The sequence below is a fragment of the Bradyrhizobium sp. genome (assembly GCF_019242285.1).
GTDB lineage: Bacteria > Pseudomonadota > Alphaproteobacteria > Rhizobiales > Xanthobacteraceae > Bradyrhizobium.
In genome coordinates, this window is sequence record NZ_JAFAVV010000245.1 from 1 (window position 1) to 17,604 (window position 17,604).

A 17,604-nucleotide genomic window follows, 5' to 3' on the forward strand; every position below is an offset into this window, starting at 1 on the left:
GTCCCAGCGTCCGTAGCGAATGTTGTAGCGGATGGTGTCGTTGAACAGCACGGTGTCCTGCGGCACCATGCCGATCGCCGCGCGGAGCGACGACTGCGTGACCTCGCGGATGTCCTGGCCGTCGATCAGGATACGGCCATCGGAGACGTCATAGAGACGGAACAGCAGCCGCGAGATCGTCGACTTGCCGGCGCCGGAAGGCCCGACGATGGCGACGGTCCTGCCGGCCGGCACCTCGAAGCTCAGCCCTTTGAGGATCGGCCGCTCCGGCTCATAGGCGAATCTGACGTCCTCGAAGCGCACCGTGCCCGAGGTCACCGCCAGCGGTTTCGCGCCCGGCGTATCCTCGACCTCGGGATGGCGCGCCAGCACCTCGAACATCTTCTCGATGTCGATGACCGCCTGCTTGATCTCGCGATACACCATGCCCATGAAATTCAGCGGCTGGTAGAGCTGGATCATCATGGCGTTGACCATGACGAAGTCGCCGACCGAGTTGCGCCCGCTGCGCACCCCGAACGCGCACATCAGCATGGTCCCGGTCAGGCCCAAGGTGAAGATCACGGCCTGCCCGGTGTTCAGCAACGCCAGCGAGGTGTAGGTCTTGACGCTGGCCTGCTCATAGCGCGCCATCGAGCGGTCGTAGCGCTCGGCCTCGCGCGCCTCCGCGCCGAAATATTTCACGGTCTCGTAGTTCAGCAGCGAGTCGATCGCCTTGGTGTTCGCGTCGCTGTCGGAATCGTTCATCTTGCGGCGGATGCCGATCCGCCACTCGGTTGCCGAATAGGTGAACCCCATGAAGACCACGACCATGAGCGCGGTCGCCCCCACATAGCGCCAGTCGAACTTCCAGAGCAGCACCGCCATCAGCAGCGACACCTCGACGACGGTCGGGATCAATTGCAGGATCACCATCCGCACGATGGTCTCGATGCCGTTGCGGCCGCGTTCCAGCACGCGCGTCAGGCCGCCGGTCTTGCGCTCCAGATGAAAACGCAGCGACAATTCGTGCATGTGCACGAAAGTGAGATAGGCGAGCTTGCGCACGGCATGCATCGCCACCCGCGCAAAGATGCCGTCACGAAACTGGGTCAGCACGGCCATCAGCACGCGAAGGGCGCCATAGCTCGCGGTCATCAGGAGCGGCGAGGCGATCAGCCAGGCCATCCAGTTCGACGGCTCGACCGGCGCACTTCCCGCCCCCGTCAGCGCGTCGGTGGCCCATTTGAAGGTGAACGGCACCGCCAGCGTCGCGAGCTTGGCGATCAACAGCAGCACTACCGACCAGACCACCCGCATCTTCAAATCGACACGATCGCCCGGCCAGATGTAAGGCCATAGATGCGCCAAGGTGCCGATCAACGACGCCCGTTCGACCGATGAAGGTTGGGAAGGCGTTGTCTCTTGGCCCGGCGCGGACGGATGGATCGGGGTCATCGATTCAAAGCCTGTCAGGCGTCACGCGCAGTCTCTCCGCGTCGATTACGCTCGTCATATAGAGTGTTTGGCCGCCGGGTACAGCCTTCCGAAATGCAATTCTTTTCCAACTCGTCAGGTTGACGGTAGATTCACGCAGCGAAAGCGAATCATGGCCGGGCTTGACGCCCACTACGCTGCAGTGCCACATGCCAGAGATGAGCAATATCAAAACCGTCTGTGTCTATTGCGGTTCAGGCGCCGGCACCAATCCGCTGTTCGTTGAAGCAGCGACCGCGTTCGGAAAGATCCTCGCCGAGAACCGCATTCGCCTGGTCTATGGCGGCGGCTCGGTCGGCATCATGGGCGCGGTCGCAACCGCCGTGCTCGATCACGGTGGCAAGGTCACCGGCATCATCCCGGACTTCCTGGTGAAGAAGGAGGTGATGATGCCGATCGAGGACCTCATCATCACGCCCGACATGCACGAGCGCAAACGGCTGATGTTCGAGCATTCGGATGCCTTCGTGGCGCTGCCCGGCGGCATCGGCACGCTGGAGGAGCTCGTCGAGCAGTTGACCTGGAAGCAGCTCGGCCGCCACGCCAAGCCGGTGCTGCTCGCCAATATCGACCATTTCTGGGAGCCGCTGTTCGCGCTGCTCGCGCACATGCGCGAGACCGAGTTCATCCGGCCGACCATGGCGGTGGAAATCCTCCGTGCCGAGCGCGTCGAGGACATCCTGCCCAGCTTGCAGGCCGCGGCGGCAGGCGTGCCGGAGGAAGCCAAGGAAATCGCTCCCGAGATCGCGCGGCGGCTCTGACTACTGTCGCGGCTTGCTGAGGATCTCCCTGCTGCTGACGAGGAAATCATCGGCAATGATGGCATTCGCTTCGGCGGTCGGATGAAACGCGCCGAAGGTCGCCGTATCCTTGAGGCTGAGAACGCCGCTTGCCTTGTTGCCCTGGGCGAGGCTGCTGAGATCGTTCACCAGGAAGTCCGCCTCGTTCATGGTCCGCAGCAGCCGCGTTCGATGCGCATAGGGAAGGTAATCCAGAACCGCGTCGAACGGCCGCCAGTTGCCGGTCGGGCTCGGCATGCCGCTCGGCAGATGGAGCGTTTCCTGGATCGCCGGACCGTGCAGGGACAGCGCAGCAACCAGCCTTGCGACCTCACGCGCCTTCTTGCAGCCGACGAACGGCTCGGCCGGCGCCGTCTCGTCCGAGAGCTTCCGCACCTCGGAGGCGCAAAACCCGCGTTTGTCGAATTTCGATTTGTAAGCCGTGATCGCCTGCCAGGCGGCCCGCGTTCCGCCGTGTCCGTCATCCGGCTGTGCCAGATCGGTGATCGCCTTGTTGAGATGGCTTTCGGCAAAGTCGATCGTCGTCTCCAGCGTCGGCAGGCCTTTCTGATTGCGGGTGAGACAGACCTTGACCGGCTCCGGTCCGCCGAGACGGCCGGCGAACACCGTCATCCCGCTATTGCCTTCGGGGCAAAGCTCGCCGTTCGAATCCTGCACCGGCAAGGGATAGGTGAACAGCAGCACCGGCGCCACGCCGCGCGCGCTGAATGCAAGACGGTGATCGACGAAGTTGCGCAGCAGCGCGAGCCGCGCGCCGAAGATCTTCCATCGATCGCGCGTCTCCTTGCAGCTCGACTTGTGATTGGCGCAGTCGCTGTCGTCATCCTCCTTCAGGATCGGGAGGAAGGCGCCGTTCAGGCCTTCCCTGGTGATGGCCGCGGTGATCCAGCTCGAGAAGCCGAGATCATTGCCACCGATGCTGACATAGAGCAGGTCGATCGGACGGCGGAACCCCTGCCCCGCCGGCTGGTTGGCGCAGCGATAGGCCTTGTCGGCGATCACGCCGCCAAGCCTGTAGCGGCCGGACGCGATGGCATTCATCTCGTCCGCCCTCGAAAACGCAGAGCTGCGGACCTCGCCGCCATCATATGTCTCACAGAGCTCGGCGAGCAGCAGGGGAAGCTGTGCCTGTTGCGCGGGAGGCAAAGCCGTCTTGGTCGAGGTGAACTCCGGTCCCTGGAAGGGCTGGAACAGCCCCGCATTGACCTGCGCGCCGCTACACGCATAGTCCAGGAACGTCACCGCCGACGGCCCCTCCAGAGCCAGCTGCAACGCGGTGCGCAATTGATGGCTGTAGGCGGAGCGGTGGCAGGAGCGGTCGATCCACTGCGCCGCGAAATAATCGCCGGGCGCCTTGCGGATCGGACCGTTGGTCACCTCGTCGACGATCGCAGTGCCGTCGGCGGCCCAATCCTGTTGCTGGTCCGAGGTCCAGGCAAGCTTCGCCGGGACGTCGGGATTGCCTTCGCCGGAGGAAAATGAATCGCCGAGGCCGACGATGAGCTGGTCATCGACGCCGACAGAGCTCTCGGCCTGTTCCGAGCCGGTCTGGAGCTTGACGACCACCGTCTTGTCCGCGGGAACCGTGACCAGGACCTGGTCGGAACACCTCGCTTTGACCTCGGCGCCGGCAACGTCCTTTGGCTGCTCGAATCTCGCTCCGCTCGCCGGGTCGATTTCCCAACTGCATTCGCCAGCCAGGATGCGCCCCCCGTCGGCGTCGATCGCTCTGACGAACACCGCGTGGCTCTTCGGGTTGATGTAGTCGTCGAGACTGCCGCAATTCGTGTGCGACTGCCTGGCTCGATCCCAGCACACCGCGACGGCGGACGCGCTCATCAACCGCTCGTCGATCTTCCTAGGGTCGAGATCGGAAGGGCTCTGGTGGGCGGGAAACAGCAGGCTCGCCCAGCCCATCCGGGCCGGGCTGTATTCCCAATCGACCATCCGCATCGACTTGAGCTTCAGCGACAGTTCGAGATAACCGGCAGGACGGCCGACATCCGCCTTGCGCCAATCGGCGAGAAGCTGGATCGGCCGGACAGCGTTGCTGTGGCCGTACCACGCGGCGGTTCGGGCATGCACCGGGTTGAACCACCAGTGAACATTGGCGAGGAGCTCGTCGAGCTGGGCGATGGTCGGCTTCTCGCCGCCATGGCTGTTCTGGAAGTCCTTGTACGCGAGACGCTGCAGCTCGAAATCGGAGTTGTACTTGAAGAAACGGAAGCCGCGCTCGACCTCGGTCGAGATCGACAGCGCCTTCGCCTGCAATGCCCAACCCGTGCAGATCGACACCGCCAGCGCCAGGCTGGCCGCGAACCGCGTCATCGACATTTTCGCCCCCGTCACCACAAGATCAAAGCAAGGATGGTCCGATGCAATCACGTCAGGAATAAGAGGCAGCGGTGCACGCCGGCGTCGTCAGTCCTTGGGAAACGTCACCGCCTCGATCCGGTTGCCGTCGGGATCGAGGACGAAGGCGGCATAATAAGTGACGCGGTCATGCGGCCGCAGGCCGGGCGGCCCGTCGGAGGTCCCGCCCGCCTGCAACGCGCTCGCGTGGAAGGCCTCGACCTCGGCCGTGCTCCGGGCACGGAGACAGATGTGGGTGCCGCTTTCGTGCGGGACTTTCGTCATGCCGCCGCGCAAGTTGATCCAGAACTCCGGATAGGCCTTGCCGAAGCCGATCGTCGCCGGCCGCGTCACCAATCGCGCGAGCCCGAGCGCAGACAGCGCCGCTTCGTAGAAGCGCGCGGCGCGATCGAGATCGGCGACGCCGACGGAAACGTGATCGATCATGGATGACGTCTCCTCACACCGGCGCACCTGACTTCAGGAGTTTGTGGAACACCGAATCCATCAGCGCCTGGAACGAGGCGTCGATGATGTTCGGCGACACGCCGACCGTGGTCCAGCGCTCGCCGGCCTCGTCCTCGCTCTCGATCAGCACGCGCGTGACCGCCTCGGTGCCGCCATTGAGGATACGGACACGGTAGTCGATCAGCTTCAGGCCCTCGATGTATTTCTGGTACTTGCCGAGATCCTTGCGCAGCGCGAGATCGAGCGCATTGACCGGGCCGTTGCCCTCGGCGGCCGAGATCAGGTGCTCGCCGGCGACGTCGACCTTCACCACGGCGAGTGCGACGGTGACGCGCTGGCCGAGCGCGTTGTAGCGCTGCTCGACATTGACGTCGAACTGCTCGACCCGGAAATATTCAGCCACCTTGCCGAGCGTGCGCCGCGCCAGCAGGTCGAACGACGCGTTTGCCGATTCATAGGCAAAGCCCTGCGCCTCGCGCTCCTTCAATTCCTCGACCAGTCGCGTGAGCTTCGGATCCTTCCTGTCATGGGCGATGCCGGCGCGATCGAGCGCCGCGATCACGTTGGAGCGTCCGGCCTGGTCGGACACCAGCACCTTGCGATGGTTGCCGACCGCTTCCGGCACCACATGCTCGTAGGTGTGCGGGTCCTTGAGCACGGCGGAAGCGTGAATGTCGGTCTTGGTTACGAAGGCGCTCTCGCCGACATAGGCGGCGTGCCGGTTCGGCGCGCGGTTCAGCATGTCGTCGAGCGTACGCGACACCTTCATCAGGTTTGCGAGCTTGGCGTCCGACACGCCGATCTCGAAGGCGTCGGCAAATTCGCGCTTCAATTTCAGCGTCGGGATCAGCGAGCACAGATTGGCATTGCCGCAGCGCTCGCCGAGGCCGTTCAGCGTGCCCTGGATCTGCCGCGCGCCGGCGCGGACGGCGGCCAGCGAATTGGCAACCGCCTGCTCGGTGTCGTTATGGGCGTGGATGGCGACGTGATCACCAGGAATGTGCTCAACCACGTGCTTCACAATCGCCTCGACCTCGTGCGGCATGGTGCCGCCATTGGTGTCGCACAAGACCACCCAGCGCGCACCGGACTCGTAGGCGGCTGTCGCGCAGGCCAGCGCGAAGGCGCGGTCCTCCTTATAGCCGTCGAAAAAGTGCTCGCAGTCGAGCATCACCTCGCGGCCGACCTTCTTCGCGGCGCCGACGCTGTCGCGAATCGAAGCGAGATTCTCCTCGTTGGTGGTCTCCAGCGCCACCCGCACCTGATAGGCTGAGGATTTTGCCACGAAGCAGATGGCGTCCGCCTCGGCTTCCAGCAGCGCGGCAAGCCCGGGATCGTTCGAGGCCGAACGGCCGGCGCGCCGCGTCATACCGAAGGCGGTGAAGCGGGCGTGATCGAGCTTGGGCTTCTCGGCGAAGAACTCGGTGTCGAGCGGATTGGCGCCGGGATAGCCGCCCTCGATATAGTCGATGCCGAGATCATCGAGCATCCGCGCGATCACCTGCTTGTCGGCGAGCGTGAAGTCGACGCCATTGGTCTGCGCGCCGTCGCGCAGCGTGGTGTCGAAGAGGTAGAGGCGTTCGCGGCTCATGGCTCAATTTCCTGCCGCCGTCCCGTCGCCCAGCGTCTTCTGCATGGTGGTGTTGGCGAGCCATTCACCGTTGACGGTGACGCTGTTGCGCTGGCGCGCGACATAGCCGCGCTTGCGGAAGAAATCCAACGCATTGTCGCTGGCATCGACCGACAGCGTCCTGGTGCCGCGCCCGCCCGCGAGCTTCTCCAGTGCGTCGCACAGCATGCCACCGACGCCCTGCCCCGCCACGCTCGGATGCACGTAGAGCATGTCGATCGTGTCGTTGTCCTTCATCGAGGCGAAGCCGATCGGCGAGTTCTGCAGGGTTGCGATCAGCGTCAGCTCGGCGGCAAGCTTCTTGCCGAATTCCACCTCATCCTCGGCGACCGCCGCCCAGGCCTCCTGCTGCGCCTCGCTATAATCGTCGCCGGTCAGATCCTGGATCGCGCCGACGAAGATCGCTGCCAGCATTGGCGTATCGGCGGGCAGGAACGGCCGCAGCGCGGCCATATCCGAGCGGCTCATCGCGCGATCTCCCAAGTGGTGCCTTCCTTGGAATCCTTGATTGCAATCCCCATCGCGGCGAGCTCGTCGCGGATGCGATCGGATTCCCTGAAGTCCTTGCGCGCGCGAGCGGACGTGCGTGCCTCGATCAGCGCCTGCACTGCGCCCTCGTCGACACCACCCGCCTGCCGCTTCTGGCTCTCCCATTCCGCCGCGCTCTTCGAGAGGAACCCGAGGAGCGACAGCGAGGCCGCGAACCTGCCGCGGTCGGCTTCGCCTCCCGAGGCGGCCTCATTGCGCAGGCCGTGCAGCTCCGCGATCATTCTCGGCGTATTGAGGTCGTCCGCAAGCGCGTCGATCACCGCCTCAGCCGGCCGGCCCATCCGCAGATCACCGGCGAAGCGATACCAGTCATCCAGTGACTTCGCGCTCTCCTCCATGCCGCGCAAGGTCCAGTCGATCGGCGAGCGATAATGCGTCTTCAGCATGGTGAGGCGCAGCACCTCGCCCGGCCAATCGGCCAACAGCTCGCGGATGGTGACAAAATTGCCGAGGCTCTTCGACATCTTGTCGCCCTCGACCTGCAGGAAGCCGTTGTGCATCCAGACATTCGCCATGCGTTCGGCGTGGAAGGCGCACGCGCTCTGCGCCAGCTCGTTCTCGTGATGCGGGAACACGAGGTCGATGCCGCCGCCATGAATGTCGAACTGCTCGCCGAGATGCTTCCAGGCCATCGCCGAGCACTCGATGTGCCAGCCCGGACGGCCGCCCACCTTAATGCCCGCCGGCGACGGCCATGACGGCTCGCCCGGCTTCGACGGCTTCCACAGCACGAAGTCCGTGGCATCGCGCTTGTACGGCGCGACGTCGATGCGGGCGCCGGCGATCATCTCGTCCAGCGAACGCTTCGACAGCGCGCCATAGCGCGGCAGCACGGCGTTTGCCGCATTCATCGCCTGCGGTGAGAACAGCACGTGGTCCTCCGCGACATAGGCGAAGTCGCCGGCGACCAGCCGCTCGATGATGTCGCGCATCTCGGCGATATGCTCGGTCGCGCGCGGCTCCACGCTCGGCCGCCGGTTGCCGAGCGCATCAACATCCTCGTGAAACTGCCGCTCGGTGATCTCGGTGACCCTGCGGATCGCCTCGTTCAGCGGCAATTGCGGAAAATCCCGCGCCGCGCGTGCGTTGATCTTGTCGTCGACGTTGGTGATGTTGCGGACATAGGTGACGTGATCCGCGCCGTAGACGTGCCGCAAGAGGCGAAACAGCACGTCGAACACGATCACCGGGCGCGCATTGCCGATATGGGCGAAGTCGTAGACCGTCGGACCGCAGACATACATGAGCACGTTAGCGGCATCGAGCGGCACGAAGGCCAGCTTCTGTCGGGTGAACGTATCGTAAAGCCGAAGTTCCATGGATCACCCGTCCCTGCTGGCGGGCGTCCCATCATCTCGATCATGAGAACAGACGGCCTCGGCCAGCGAATCGCTAGCTCATAATCTCGCGGCAAATGCAGCAGATGGCGAGGAAACCGTTCATGGCGCGCACCATGGGCCAAATCACCTGCTCGCGTCAAGAGCCGCGAAAAAGCCATTTTAAGTCGCAAATGGGTGCGGCCTCCCGAGCGTGGTTAATGATCCTTAACCATTTGATTCTATCAAATGGGCTGGCGATTCCCGCTCATCCGCGAGGTGCATCATGCGGTCCCTTCCCGTGTTGTCAGCCTGTGCGTACCTCCTCCTCACCTCGGCCGCGGCGGCCGAGACTCGTGTGTTCATCGTCGCGAGCCATGCTGACGGCTACGGCGTCGACCAGTGCCTCGCCGGTGGCGAGAAATGTGGCGCCCGCGCCGCGGCCGCCTATTGCCAATCGCGCGATTTCGCGGCCGCCTCCTCCTACCGCCGGGTCGATCCCGACGAGATCACCGGGTCGGTGCCCAAAACCGGCGCCCATTGCCAGAACGGCGGCTGTGACGAATACGTCGCGATCACCTGCCAGCGTTGAACTGCGCGTTATCGCCACAGGGCGGCCCCGGAAACGACGTGACGGTGCCGTCAGAAGCGGCTATGTGGAGCGGCCGCAGCGTCACGGCTTGCGGAACCTTTAATGGCCGGAAATGCCTGAAACGCTGATTGAATTTGTTCCCCGACAGCTGCTCGCCTGCACCGCGCTGACCATCGGCCTCATGCTGGGCGGAACTGCGTTCGCGCAGATGAACCAGGATGGCCAGACACAGCAGCCGCAAGGCGGCCAGGGCGTCAATCCGATCTGCCCGCGGCTCGAGGCGCAGCTTGCGAGCATCGACCGCGGCGGCGGCGATCCCGCCCGTGAGGAGCAGATCCGCCGCTATCAGGACGCCGCTACGCGGCAACAGGCCGAGCTCGACCGCATCCGCGCCCAGGCCAGGAAGATGGGTTGCGACAATTCCGGTTTCTTCTCGCTGTTCAGCGCCCAGTCGGCGCAATGCGGCCCGGTCAACAACCAGATTCAGCAGATGCGCGCCAATCTCGACCAGATGACGGGCAATCTGGAGCAGTTGCGCTCCGGCGGCGGCCCTGAGCGCGACAGTCAGCGCCGCTCCGTGCTGATCGCGCTGGCGCAGAACAATTGCGGGCCGCAATATGCCAACGCCGCGGTGCCCTCGGGACCGGGTGGCTTCCTCAACAGCCTGTTCGGCGGCAACAACAACGCTCCGCCCGGCGGCTATCCGCCGGCCGGCATGGACAACGGCGCGCCTTCGGGAACCTTCCGCACCGTCTGCGTCAGGAGCTGCGACGGCGGCTACTTTCCGATCTCGTTCGCCACCGTGCAATCGCGATTCGGCGACGACGAGAGGACCTGCAAGGCGCTCTGTCCGGCGACCGAGGCCAACCTGTTCACCTACCGCAATCCCGGCGAGGACATCAACCAGGCCGTCTCCAACACCGGCCAGCCTTACACGTCGCTGCAGAATGCGTTCCGCTTCCGCACCGAGTTCAACCCCTCCTGCTCCTGCAAGGCGCCGGGGCAGACCTGGGCCGACGCGCTGAAATCGATCGACGACAAATCGGGCGCCGAGCAGGGCGACATCACGGTCACCGAGGAAAGCGCGAAGAAGATGCAGCAGCGGCCGCTCGGCAAGCAGATCGCGGGCAAGAAGGGTGCAGCCCAGCCGCCGGCAACCGCCGCCAACCCGGCACCGCCCGACGCACCGGCGCAGACATCCGGCGCTGCGCCCGCAGGTGCGGACAAGCAGATCCGCACCGTCGGCCCGACCTTCATCCCGGCGACGCGCTGATCCCATCCTATCCTTCGAACGCCTCGACCGAGGCGCGGGAGCCGCGCGTGACCAGCGTCTCGTCCGGTTCGGGCAATGGTGTGCCGGCGTCGCGGAAGCGATTGACGATGGGATAGCGCCGATCGCGGCCGAAATTGCGGATCGTCACCTTGACGCCCGGCGCGGCCTGTCTGCGCTTGTATTCGGCGATGTTGAGCAGATGATCGACCCTCGCCACCACGGCGCGGTCGTATCCCGCCTCGACGATCGCGGCCAGCGGCTGCTCCCGTTCGACCAGGCGCTCCAGAATGCCATCGAGCACGTCGTAAGGCGGCAGTGAATCCTGGTCGGTCTGGTTCTCGCGCAACTCCGCGGTCGGCGGGCGCGTGATGATGTTGACCGGGATCACCTCCCCGTCCGGCCCCAGCGCGCCATCGGGCTTCCACGAATTACGCAAGGTGGAGAGACGGAACACCTCGGTCTTGTAGATGTCCTTGATCGGGTTGAAGCCGCCGTTCATGTCGCCATAGAGCGTGGCGTAGCCGACCGACATTTCCGACTTGTTGCCGGTGGTGACGACCATGGCGCCGGTCTTGTTGGAGATCGCCATCAACAGCGTGCCCCGGGCGCGCGCCTGCAAATTCTCCTCGGTGATGTCGCGCGGCAGGCCGGCGAACGGGCCGGACAGGATCTTCTCGAAGCCCTCTACGGCGTCGGCGATCGGCAGCACCTCGTAGCGGATGCCGAGATTGCCGGCGAGCTTCGCCGCGTCTTCCAGCGAGACCTGCGCGGTGAAACGGTACGGCATCATGACGCCGCGCACGTTCTCCACCCCGAGCGCGTCCACCGCGATCGCCGCACAGAGCGCGGAATCGATGCCGCCGGAAATGCCGAGCAGCACGCCCGGAAAGCGGTTCTTGCGCACGTAATCGCGCAAGCCGAGCACACAGGCCGCGTAGTCGGCCTTGTCGCCCTCGAGCACCGGCACGATCGGACCGTTGCAGCGCCAACCACCCTCACCCCTGGTCCAGCGCAGCGTGGTGACATCCTCGACGAAGTCGGGCGATTGCGCCGCCACCGACAGGTCGGCGTTCAGCGCGAAGGACGCGCCATCGAACACCAGTTCGTCCTGGCCGCAGACCTGGTTCAGATAGATCAGCGGCAGATGGCTCTCGGTGACGCGGGCGACCGCGATCGAGAGCCTGAGATCGGTCTTGTCGCGAGCATAGGGCGAGCCGTTCGGCACCACGAGGATCTCGGCGCCGGTCTCGGCCAGGCACTCGACCACGTTCTCGTAGTCTTCGGATTCCTCGAGCCAGATGTCTTCGCAGACGGGAACCCCGATCCGCACCCCCCTGATGCTGACCGGCCCCGGCGCGGGACCGCGGGCGAACAGGCGCTTCTCGTCGAACACACCATAGTTCGGCAGGTTGACCTTGTAGCGGATGGCCGCGACGCGACCGCCGTCCAGAAGCGCACAGGCGTTGTAGAGCTTGCCGTCCTCGACCCAGGGCGTGCCGACCAGCACGGCCGGCCCGCCATCGGCGGTCTCACGCGCCAGCGTCTCGACCGCCATGCGGCAGGCCGACTGGAAGGCGGGCTTCAGCACCAAGTCTTCCGGCGGATAGCCGCAAATGAACAGCTCCGGCAGCAGGACGACGTCGGCGCCGTCGGCCGCCGCCTTGGCGCGGGCGGCGCGCACCTTCGCAGCATTGCCCTCGACGTCGCCCACCGTCGGGTTGAGCTGGGCGAGCGCGATGGCGAATTCGGTGGCGGATTTGCTCATATCATGATGTTGCATCGCGACGGCCCGGACTTCAATGGCTGCTTCAGAACGCACCCATGCGCTCGGCGATGGCGAACAGCCAGAACAGGCCGCCCATCAGGATCGCCACGCCGACCGCGGCCGATCCGAGATCCTTGACGCGGCCGATCTGCGGGTCGTGCTCCGTGGTCAGGCGATCGGAGAGCTTCTCGATCGCGGTGTTAAGAAGCTCCACCACCAGCACCAGCACCACCGTGGCCACCAGCTCGACGCTCCGCATGGCAGTCGCCCCAGCCAGCCAGGCCAGCGGCAGGGCCAGCACCAGCACGGCGACCTCCTCGCGCACGGCCTGCTCGGAGCGGAAGGCGAAAACCAGGCCCTTGCGCGAATTGATGGTGGCCCGCCACAGCCGCAGCAAGCCCGGAGCCGTGTGCTTGACCTCCGGCACGCTCTCCTCGCGCTTCCTGGCCGCGAACGTCACCGCTAGAGCCCCGCTGCCGCCGGCACCGGCTTGAACCTGCTGCCGCGCTCCTGCTTCAGGAGCTCCGCGATCAGGAAAGCCATGTCGATCGACTGCTCGGCATTGAGGCGCGGATCGCAGACCGTGTGATAACGGTCGTTGAGATCCTCCTCGGTGATGGCGCGGGCCCCGCCGATACATTCGGTGACGTCCTTGCCGGTCATCTCCAGGTGCACGCCGCCGGCGTGGCTGCCTTCCGCCGCATGGATCGCAAAGAAGCTCTTCACCTCCGACAGGATGCGGTCGAACGGCCGGGTCTTGTAGCCCGCTGTCGAACTGACCGTGTTGCCGTGCATCGGATCGCACGACCACACCACCACCCGCCCTTCCCGCTGCACCGCGCGGATCATGCCGGGCAGATGGTCGGCGACCTTGTCGGAGCCGAATCGGGTGATCAGGGTCAGGCGCCCCGGCTCGTTGCCGGGATTGAGCACGTCGATCAACTTCAACAGCTCGTCCGGCTTGAGCGAGGGGCCGCATTTCAGGCCGATCGGATTCCTGATGCCGCGGAAATATTCGACATGGCCGTGGTCGAGTTGGCGGGTGCGGTCGCCGATCCAGATCAAATGGCCGGAGGTCGCGTACCAGTCGCCGGTGGTGGAATCGACCCGGGTCATGGCCTGCTCGTAGCCGAGCAGCAGCGCCTCATGGCTGGTGTAGAACTCGGTGGCGCGCAGCTCCGGATGACTTTCGAGGTCGAGCCCGCAGGCCCGCATGAAGTTCAGCGCCTCCGAGATGCGATCGGCCAGCTCCTTGTAACGGCGCGACTGCGGGGAATCCTTGATGAACCCCAGCATCCACTGGTGGACGCTTCCGAGATTGGCGAAGCCGCCGGTCGCGAACGCGCGCAACAGGTTCAAGGTGGCCGCGGACTGCCGATAGGCCATCAATTGCCGTTGCGGATCGGGCGTGCGCGCCTGGCCGGTGAAGGCGATGTCGTTGACGATGTCGCCGCGATAGCTCGGCAGCTCGACGCCGCCGACCTTCTCGGTCGGCGAGGAGCGCGGCTTGGCGAACTGGCCGGCGATGCGGCCGAGCTTCACCACCGGCACCGCGCCGGCATAGGTCAGGACCACCGCCATCTGCAGGAAGACGCGGAAGAAGTCGCGAATGTTGTTGGCGCCATGCTCGGCGAAGCTCTCGGCGCAGTCGCCGCCCTGCAGCAGGAAGGCCTCGCCCGCCGCGACCCGCGCGAGCGCTTTCCTCAGGTTGCGGGCCTCGCCGGCGAACACCAGCGGCGGAAAGCTCGCAAGCTGCGCCTCGACCTCCGCCAACGCGGCCGTGTCGGGATAGGCGGGCATCTGCAGCACCGGCTTGGCGCGCCAGCTATCGGGGCTCCAGCGCTCGGACATGGCGTCAACTCCTGAGCAAAAACCGTTACTTATCGAAGGATCGAGAGGTGCAGCCTTATACACAGGCGCCTCGCCGGCCGCCACCTGGATTTCCGCCGCAGAACGCATCGTTCCAACAAGCTCTTGCGGGAGAAAACGAATTCGCATTTGTTAGCGGCAAAAGGCGAACGACCGGGGCAATCGCCGTGACCGAGGCCGCGCTGGACGATTTTTTCTCCGACGACATCATCCTGCCCGCCGCCGACGGCTACAAGCTCGCGGCGACGCTGTTCCTGCCCCGCGGCCCCAAGCGTCACGCCGTCCTGATCAACTCGGCCACCGCCACCCCGCGCAAGATCTATCGCGGCTTTGCCGGCTATCTCGCACGGCGCGGCAGCGCCGTCCTGACCTACGACTATCGCGGCATCGGCGGCAGCCGGCAGCGCACGCTGGAAGGCTACGACCAGCCCCGCTCGCTCAGCGGCTTCGAGGCCTCGATGGCCGACTGGGCGGCGCTGGATGCGACCGCCGCGGTGAATTGGATGCGCGAACGCTATCAGTCCCTGCCGCTCAATTATGTCGGCCATTCCTTCGGCGGCCAGGCGCTCGGCCTGCTGCCCAACAATGCCGAAGTGTCGCGTGCGCTGCTGGTCGCGGCGCAAGCCGGCTATTGGCGGTTGATGACGGCGCCTGAGCGTTACCGCGTCTTCATCCTGCTCAACCTCGTCGGCACACCGCTGACCCGGGCGCTCGGCTACGCGCCGGGCTGGACCGGGATCGGCGAGGACCTGCCGAAGGGCGTCTTCCTGCAATGGACCCATTGGGTGAACAGCCCGGGCTATCTGTTCGACGACACGACGCTCGCGGGCCGCGGCAATTTCTCGAATTTCAAGGGCGCGATGCGCGCGCTCTGCCTCGCCGACGATCCCTGGGCGACGCGGTGCGCCGTCGAATTGATGTGCGCGGGCTACAGCGCGATCAGGCCGGAGGTCGTGACCATCGCCCCTGGCGACGTCGGCGCCGCGAGGCTCGGCCATTTCGGCTTCTTCCGCGCCGAGCATCGCGAGACGCTGTGGCGGAGTGCGGCGGAATGGCTGGGGGTGGAGTAGCTGAGGCATCGGCGCATCCGAATTCTGCCGTCGTCGCCGGGCTTGATCCAAGCGATGACAGCGGAGGTTGTAGCGAGTAGCCCGGATGAGCGCAGCGACATCCGGGAGGACGCATCGACGGATCCCGGATATCGCTGCGCTCATCGGGCTACAGGTGCTGAAACATGGGTCTGCATTCTCGCGACACGATTTGTCCGAGTCTTGCCGGGCATCTCGCCCTCGAAAAAAGCAGAGGGCGCAGGGAAGGTCGGAGGCTGGCCGCCCCCATGGCCCGCCTGCAACAAGAAACGCAGGCGGCAGTCACCACAGGTTTGGCCGGACACCCCCGACCTTCCCTGCGCGATGGTTTACGACTTATACCGTGATCTCCTCGGTGCTCCGGGCTCTCTGGCCACCGTCGCCGCGCAGGATTTCGTCAGTCCTGGCGACTTGATCCCAGCGTCGGGGGATCGGGACCACACGGCTTCGTCGTCCGCATCGAGCGCGCTCGTCTCGCGCACTGACGCGTCCACCGCATCCCGCCGCCCACGTTCGTGACGATCGCGAAACGCCCCTCTGGTGGCGGCGGGATGGCGGATATAAAGCACAATTTCGGTAAAAAAGAAAGAGAAAAATTCGCGTCGGGAGGACTGGAGCCGACGATCTCCCTGCATCGCCTCGCGAACTTTCCGTTTTGGCGCCAACGATTTCCGCGGCATTCCTGCCTGGGGAAACGGCGCGACGCGCTTCACTCAGGCCGAATCGCCTCGTGTCCGATCCGTCGGCAGCCAAGTATTCTCGATCAATTGCAGCAGCCCTGTCTTCCGCCTGCAGCCAGCGCCGCCTTCATGCCAATAATGCTTCCTTGAGCTGCGGCAAGTCATCCTTGACCGCTTTCCAAATGATCCGGCTGTCGACCGCAGCATCCACGATCGCTGGTAGTCGCGATAGGATTTTCCGCGGATCGTCTTCTCGATTCCCCGAATGCTCTCAAGCATGTCGTGAATGCGAAGCAAGGGAGTCGGCGCCGGCATCAAAAGATCCGCGAGGCCTCGGCTTCGACCTTCTTGCGTATCAACGGATGCAGGCCGTCCCGCGCGGTCACGTCAACGTCGACCCCCAGGCCTTCCTCAAGCAACCGCTTCACAGCGACCAGATCGAATGCGTTGAACTTGCTGCGAGGATCATAGTCGAGAAAAGAGGTCCAGGTCGCTTTCGTCGCTGGCCTCGTTACGGGCGGTGGAACCGAACAAATACAAGGACGTCGCCCCCCGCGCCTTCAACGCGCCGGCAAAAGTGCGAAGTCTCCTCATGGCTTCGGTCCGTTCCATGATCTGATCTTATCAGATGCTGATGGAAGCCGCAAAACCCGCTTGACCCGTCCCCTGGGACCGCCTCGATGAGGTTTGCCGAGCAACCATGGCGAGGTGAGTCGTGAGCCCTTCCGTCCGATTTCTCAGTCCGTCCGAAGCCGCAAACAAGCTCGGCGTCTCCGCCAAGGCGCTGCGACTCTATGAGCAGCGCGGCCTGGTCGTCCCGCAGCGCAGCCCGGCCGGCTGGCGCGCCTATGGTCCGGAGCAGATGGCCGAGGCCGCCGAGATCGTGGCACTGCTCCGGCTCGGCCTCAGCCTCGCGCAGATTGCACGGGCGCGGTGCGGGGAGCCGTCGGAGCTGGAGCCGGCACTCGCCGCGCATCAGGCCACGCTCGAAGGCCAGCTCCGGGCGCTGGCCGGCACGATCGGGAAGGTCCGCACGCTGCGCGACGAGCTGGCGCGCGGCCGGCCGCCGGCGACCGGCGAACTGGCGCGGCTGTTGCAGCCGACGGCCACGCCCGGCGTCCGTTTCGAGCTGCCCTGGCCCTGGGGCGGCGAGCCGTTCGAACTCAGCGACATCCGGCCGGTGACCTACATCATCGGCCCGCTCGGCAGCGGCAAGACGCGGCTGGCGCTGCGCCTGGCCGAGACGCTGCCCAACGCGACCTTCCTCGGCCTGGACCGGTTGGCCGATGGCGGCACCGCCGCGCGGGCACGATACGAGGCCGACCCTGCGCTCAAGGCGCGGGTCGATCGGGCGCTGTCCTGGCTCGTCGATGAAGGAGCCATGACGTCGGATGCGCTCATGGCCCTGCTCGTCACATTGGAAGCCGATGACGCGATCGTGCTGGTCGTCGACATGGTCGAACAAGGACTGGACCAGGCGACGCAGGAAGCGCTCGGCGCCTGGCTGCGTCGGCGGGCCGCGGCCGGCGGAAGCCCGCTGTTCCTGCTGACGCGGTCGTCGGCGATCCTCGATCTCGTCGCCGTCGGCCCGAACGAGACGATCCTGTTCTGCCCGGCCAATCATAGCCCGCCGAGCCGGGTCGCGCCCTATCCCGGCGCGGCCGGTTACGAGGCGGTCGCGACCTGCCTCGCCTCGCCGGAGGTACGCGCGCGGACGGCGGGTGTCATTGCCTGGCGGCCGTCTTG

At 65.4% G+C, this 17,604-nt stretch carries 15 protein-coding genes; 5 read left to right on the forward strand and 10 right to left on the reverse strand.

All coding sequences use genetic code 11. The annotated features are described in order from the left end of the window. On the reverse strand, positions 1-1,437 hold a 1,437-nt coding region (locus tag JOY90_RS09370), incomplete at its 3' end, for an ABC transporter transmembrane domain-containing protein (protein ID WP_291690858.1). Positions 1,438-1,634: 197 nt separating this feature from the next. On the opposite strand from JOY90_RS09370, the gene JOY90_RS09375 reads away from it, so the two are divergent. Further along, on the forward strand, positions 1,635-2,237 hold the full coding sequence (locus JOY90_RS09375) for a TIGR00730 family Rossman fold protein (RefSeq protein WP_291690859.1): 603 nt from the start codon (positions 1,635-1,637) through the stop codon (positions 2,235-2,237). Here JOY90_RS09375 and JOY90_RS09380 read toward each other — a convergent pair whose 3' ends face one another. From JOY90_RS09380 to cysS, 5 genes are all read right to left on the reverse strand, one after another. Then, the gene (locus tag JOY90_RS09380; RefSeq protein WP_291690860.1) at positions 2,238-4,604 is read right to left on the reverse strand and encodes a hypothetical protein; all 2,367 of its coding nucleotides are present in this window, start codon (positions 4,602-4,604) and stop codon (positions 2,238-2,240) included. 93 nt (positions 4,605-4,697) lie between these two features. Further along, on the reverse strand, positions 4,698-5,075 hold the full coding sequence (locus tag JOY90_RS09385) for a VOC family protein (protein WP_291690861.1): 378 nt from the start codon (positions 5,073-5,075) through the stop codon (positions 4,698-4,700). 13 nt (positions 5,076-5,088) lie between these two features. Beyond that, entirely contained in the window at positions 5,089-6,687 is a 1,599-nt protein-coding gene (cimA, locus tag JOY90_RS09390) for a citramalate synthase (RefSeq protein WP_291690862.1), read from the reverse strand. 3 nt (positions 6,688-6,690) lie between these two features. After that, entirely contained in the window at positions 6,691-7,194 is a 504-nt protein-coding gene (locus JOY90_RS09395; RefSeq protein WP_291690863.1) for a GNAT family N-acetyltransferase, read from the reverse strand. After that, entirely contained in the window at positions 7,191-8,594 is a 1,404-nt protein-coding gene (gene cysS, locus JOY90_RS09400) for a cysteine--tRNA ligase (protein WP_291690864.1), read from the reverse strand. Before cysS ends, JOY90_RS09395 begins: the two co-directional genes overlap by 4 nt. 283 nt (positions 8,595-8,877) lie before the next feature. Here cysS and JOY90_RS09405 point away from each other — a divergent pair, with 283 nt between their 5' ends. Then, positions 8,878-9,183, forward strand: a complete 306-nt coding sequence (locus JOY90_RS09405) for a hypothetical protein (RefSeq protein WP_291690865.1) — start codon at positions 8,878-8,880, stop codon at positions 9,181-9,183. Positions 9,184-9,295: 112 nt separating this feature from the next. Further along, the gene (locus JOY90_RS09410; RefSeq protein ID WP_291690866.1) at positions 9,296-10,456 is read left to right on the forward strand and encodes a DUF2865 domain-containing protein; all 1,161 of its coding nucleotides are present in this window, start codon (positions 9,296-9,298) and stop codon (positions 10,454-10,456) included. 7 nt (positions 10,457-10,463) lie between these two features. Here JOY90_RS09410 and JOY90_RS09415 read toward each other — a convergent pair whose 3' ends face one another. The 3 genes from JOY90_RS09415 to JOY90_RS09425 form a co-directional block, all read right to left on the reverse strand. Next, the gene (locus JOY90_RS09415) at positions 10,464-12,221 is read right to left on the reverse strand and encodes an NAD+ synthase (protein WP_291690867.1); all 1,758 of its coding nucleotides are present in this window, start codon (positions 12,219-12,221) and stop codon (positions 10,464-10,466) included. Positions 12,222-12,264: 43 nt separating this feature from the next. After that, a complete protein-coding gene (locus tag JOY90_RS09420; RefSeq protein WP_291690871.1) occupies positions 12,265-12,618 on the reverse strand; it encodes a diacylglycerol kinase in 354 nt (117 codons plus the stop codon). 65 nt (positions 12,619-12,683) lie between these two features. After that, a complete protein-coding gene (locus JOY90_RS09425) occupies positions 12,684-14,072 on the reverse strand; it encodes a class II 3-deoxy-7-phosphoheptulonate synthase (RefSeq protein WP_291690868.1) in 1,389 nt (462 codons plus the stop codon). Positions 14,073-14,257: 185 nt separating this feature from the next. Here JOY90_RS09425 and JOY90_RS09430 point away from each other — a divergent pair, with 185 nt between their 5' ends. Then, complete coding sequence (locus JOY90_RS09430; RefSeq protein ID WP_291690869.1) at positions 14,258-15,160, forward strand: alpha/beta fold hydrolase; 903 nt, start codon at positions 14,258-14,260, stop codon at positions 15,158-15,160. Between the two features lie 1,163 nt (positions 15,161-16,323). Here the strand turns inward: JOY90_RS09430 and JOY90_RS40090 are convergent. Next, complete coding sequence (locus JOY90_RS40090) at positions 16,324-16,470, reverse strand: nucleotidyltransferase family protein (RefSeq protein WP_367276903.1); 147 nt, start codon at positions 16,468-16,470, stop codon at positions 16,324-16,326. 103 nt (positions 16,471-16,573) lie between these two features. Here JOY90_RS40090 and JOY90_RS09440 point away from each other — a divergent pair. Then, positions 16,574-17,604 (forward strand): MerR family transcriptional regulator (locus JOY90_RS09440; RefSeq protein ID WP_291690870.1); only part of this gene is annotated, 1,031 nt, incomplete at its 3' end.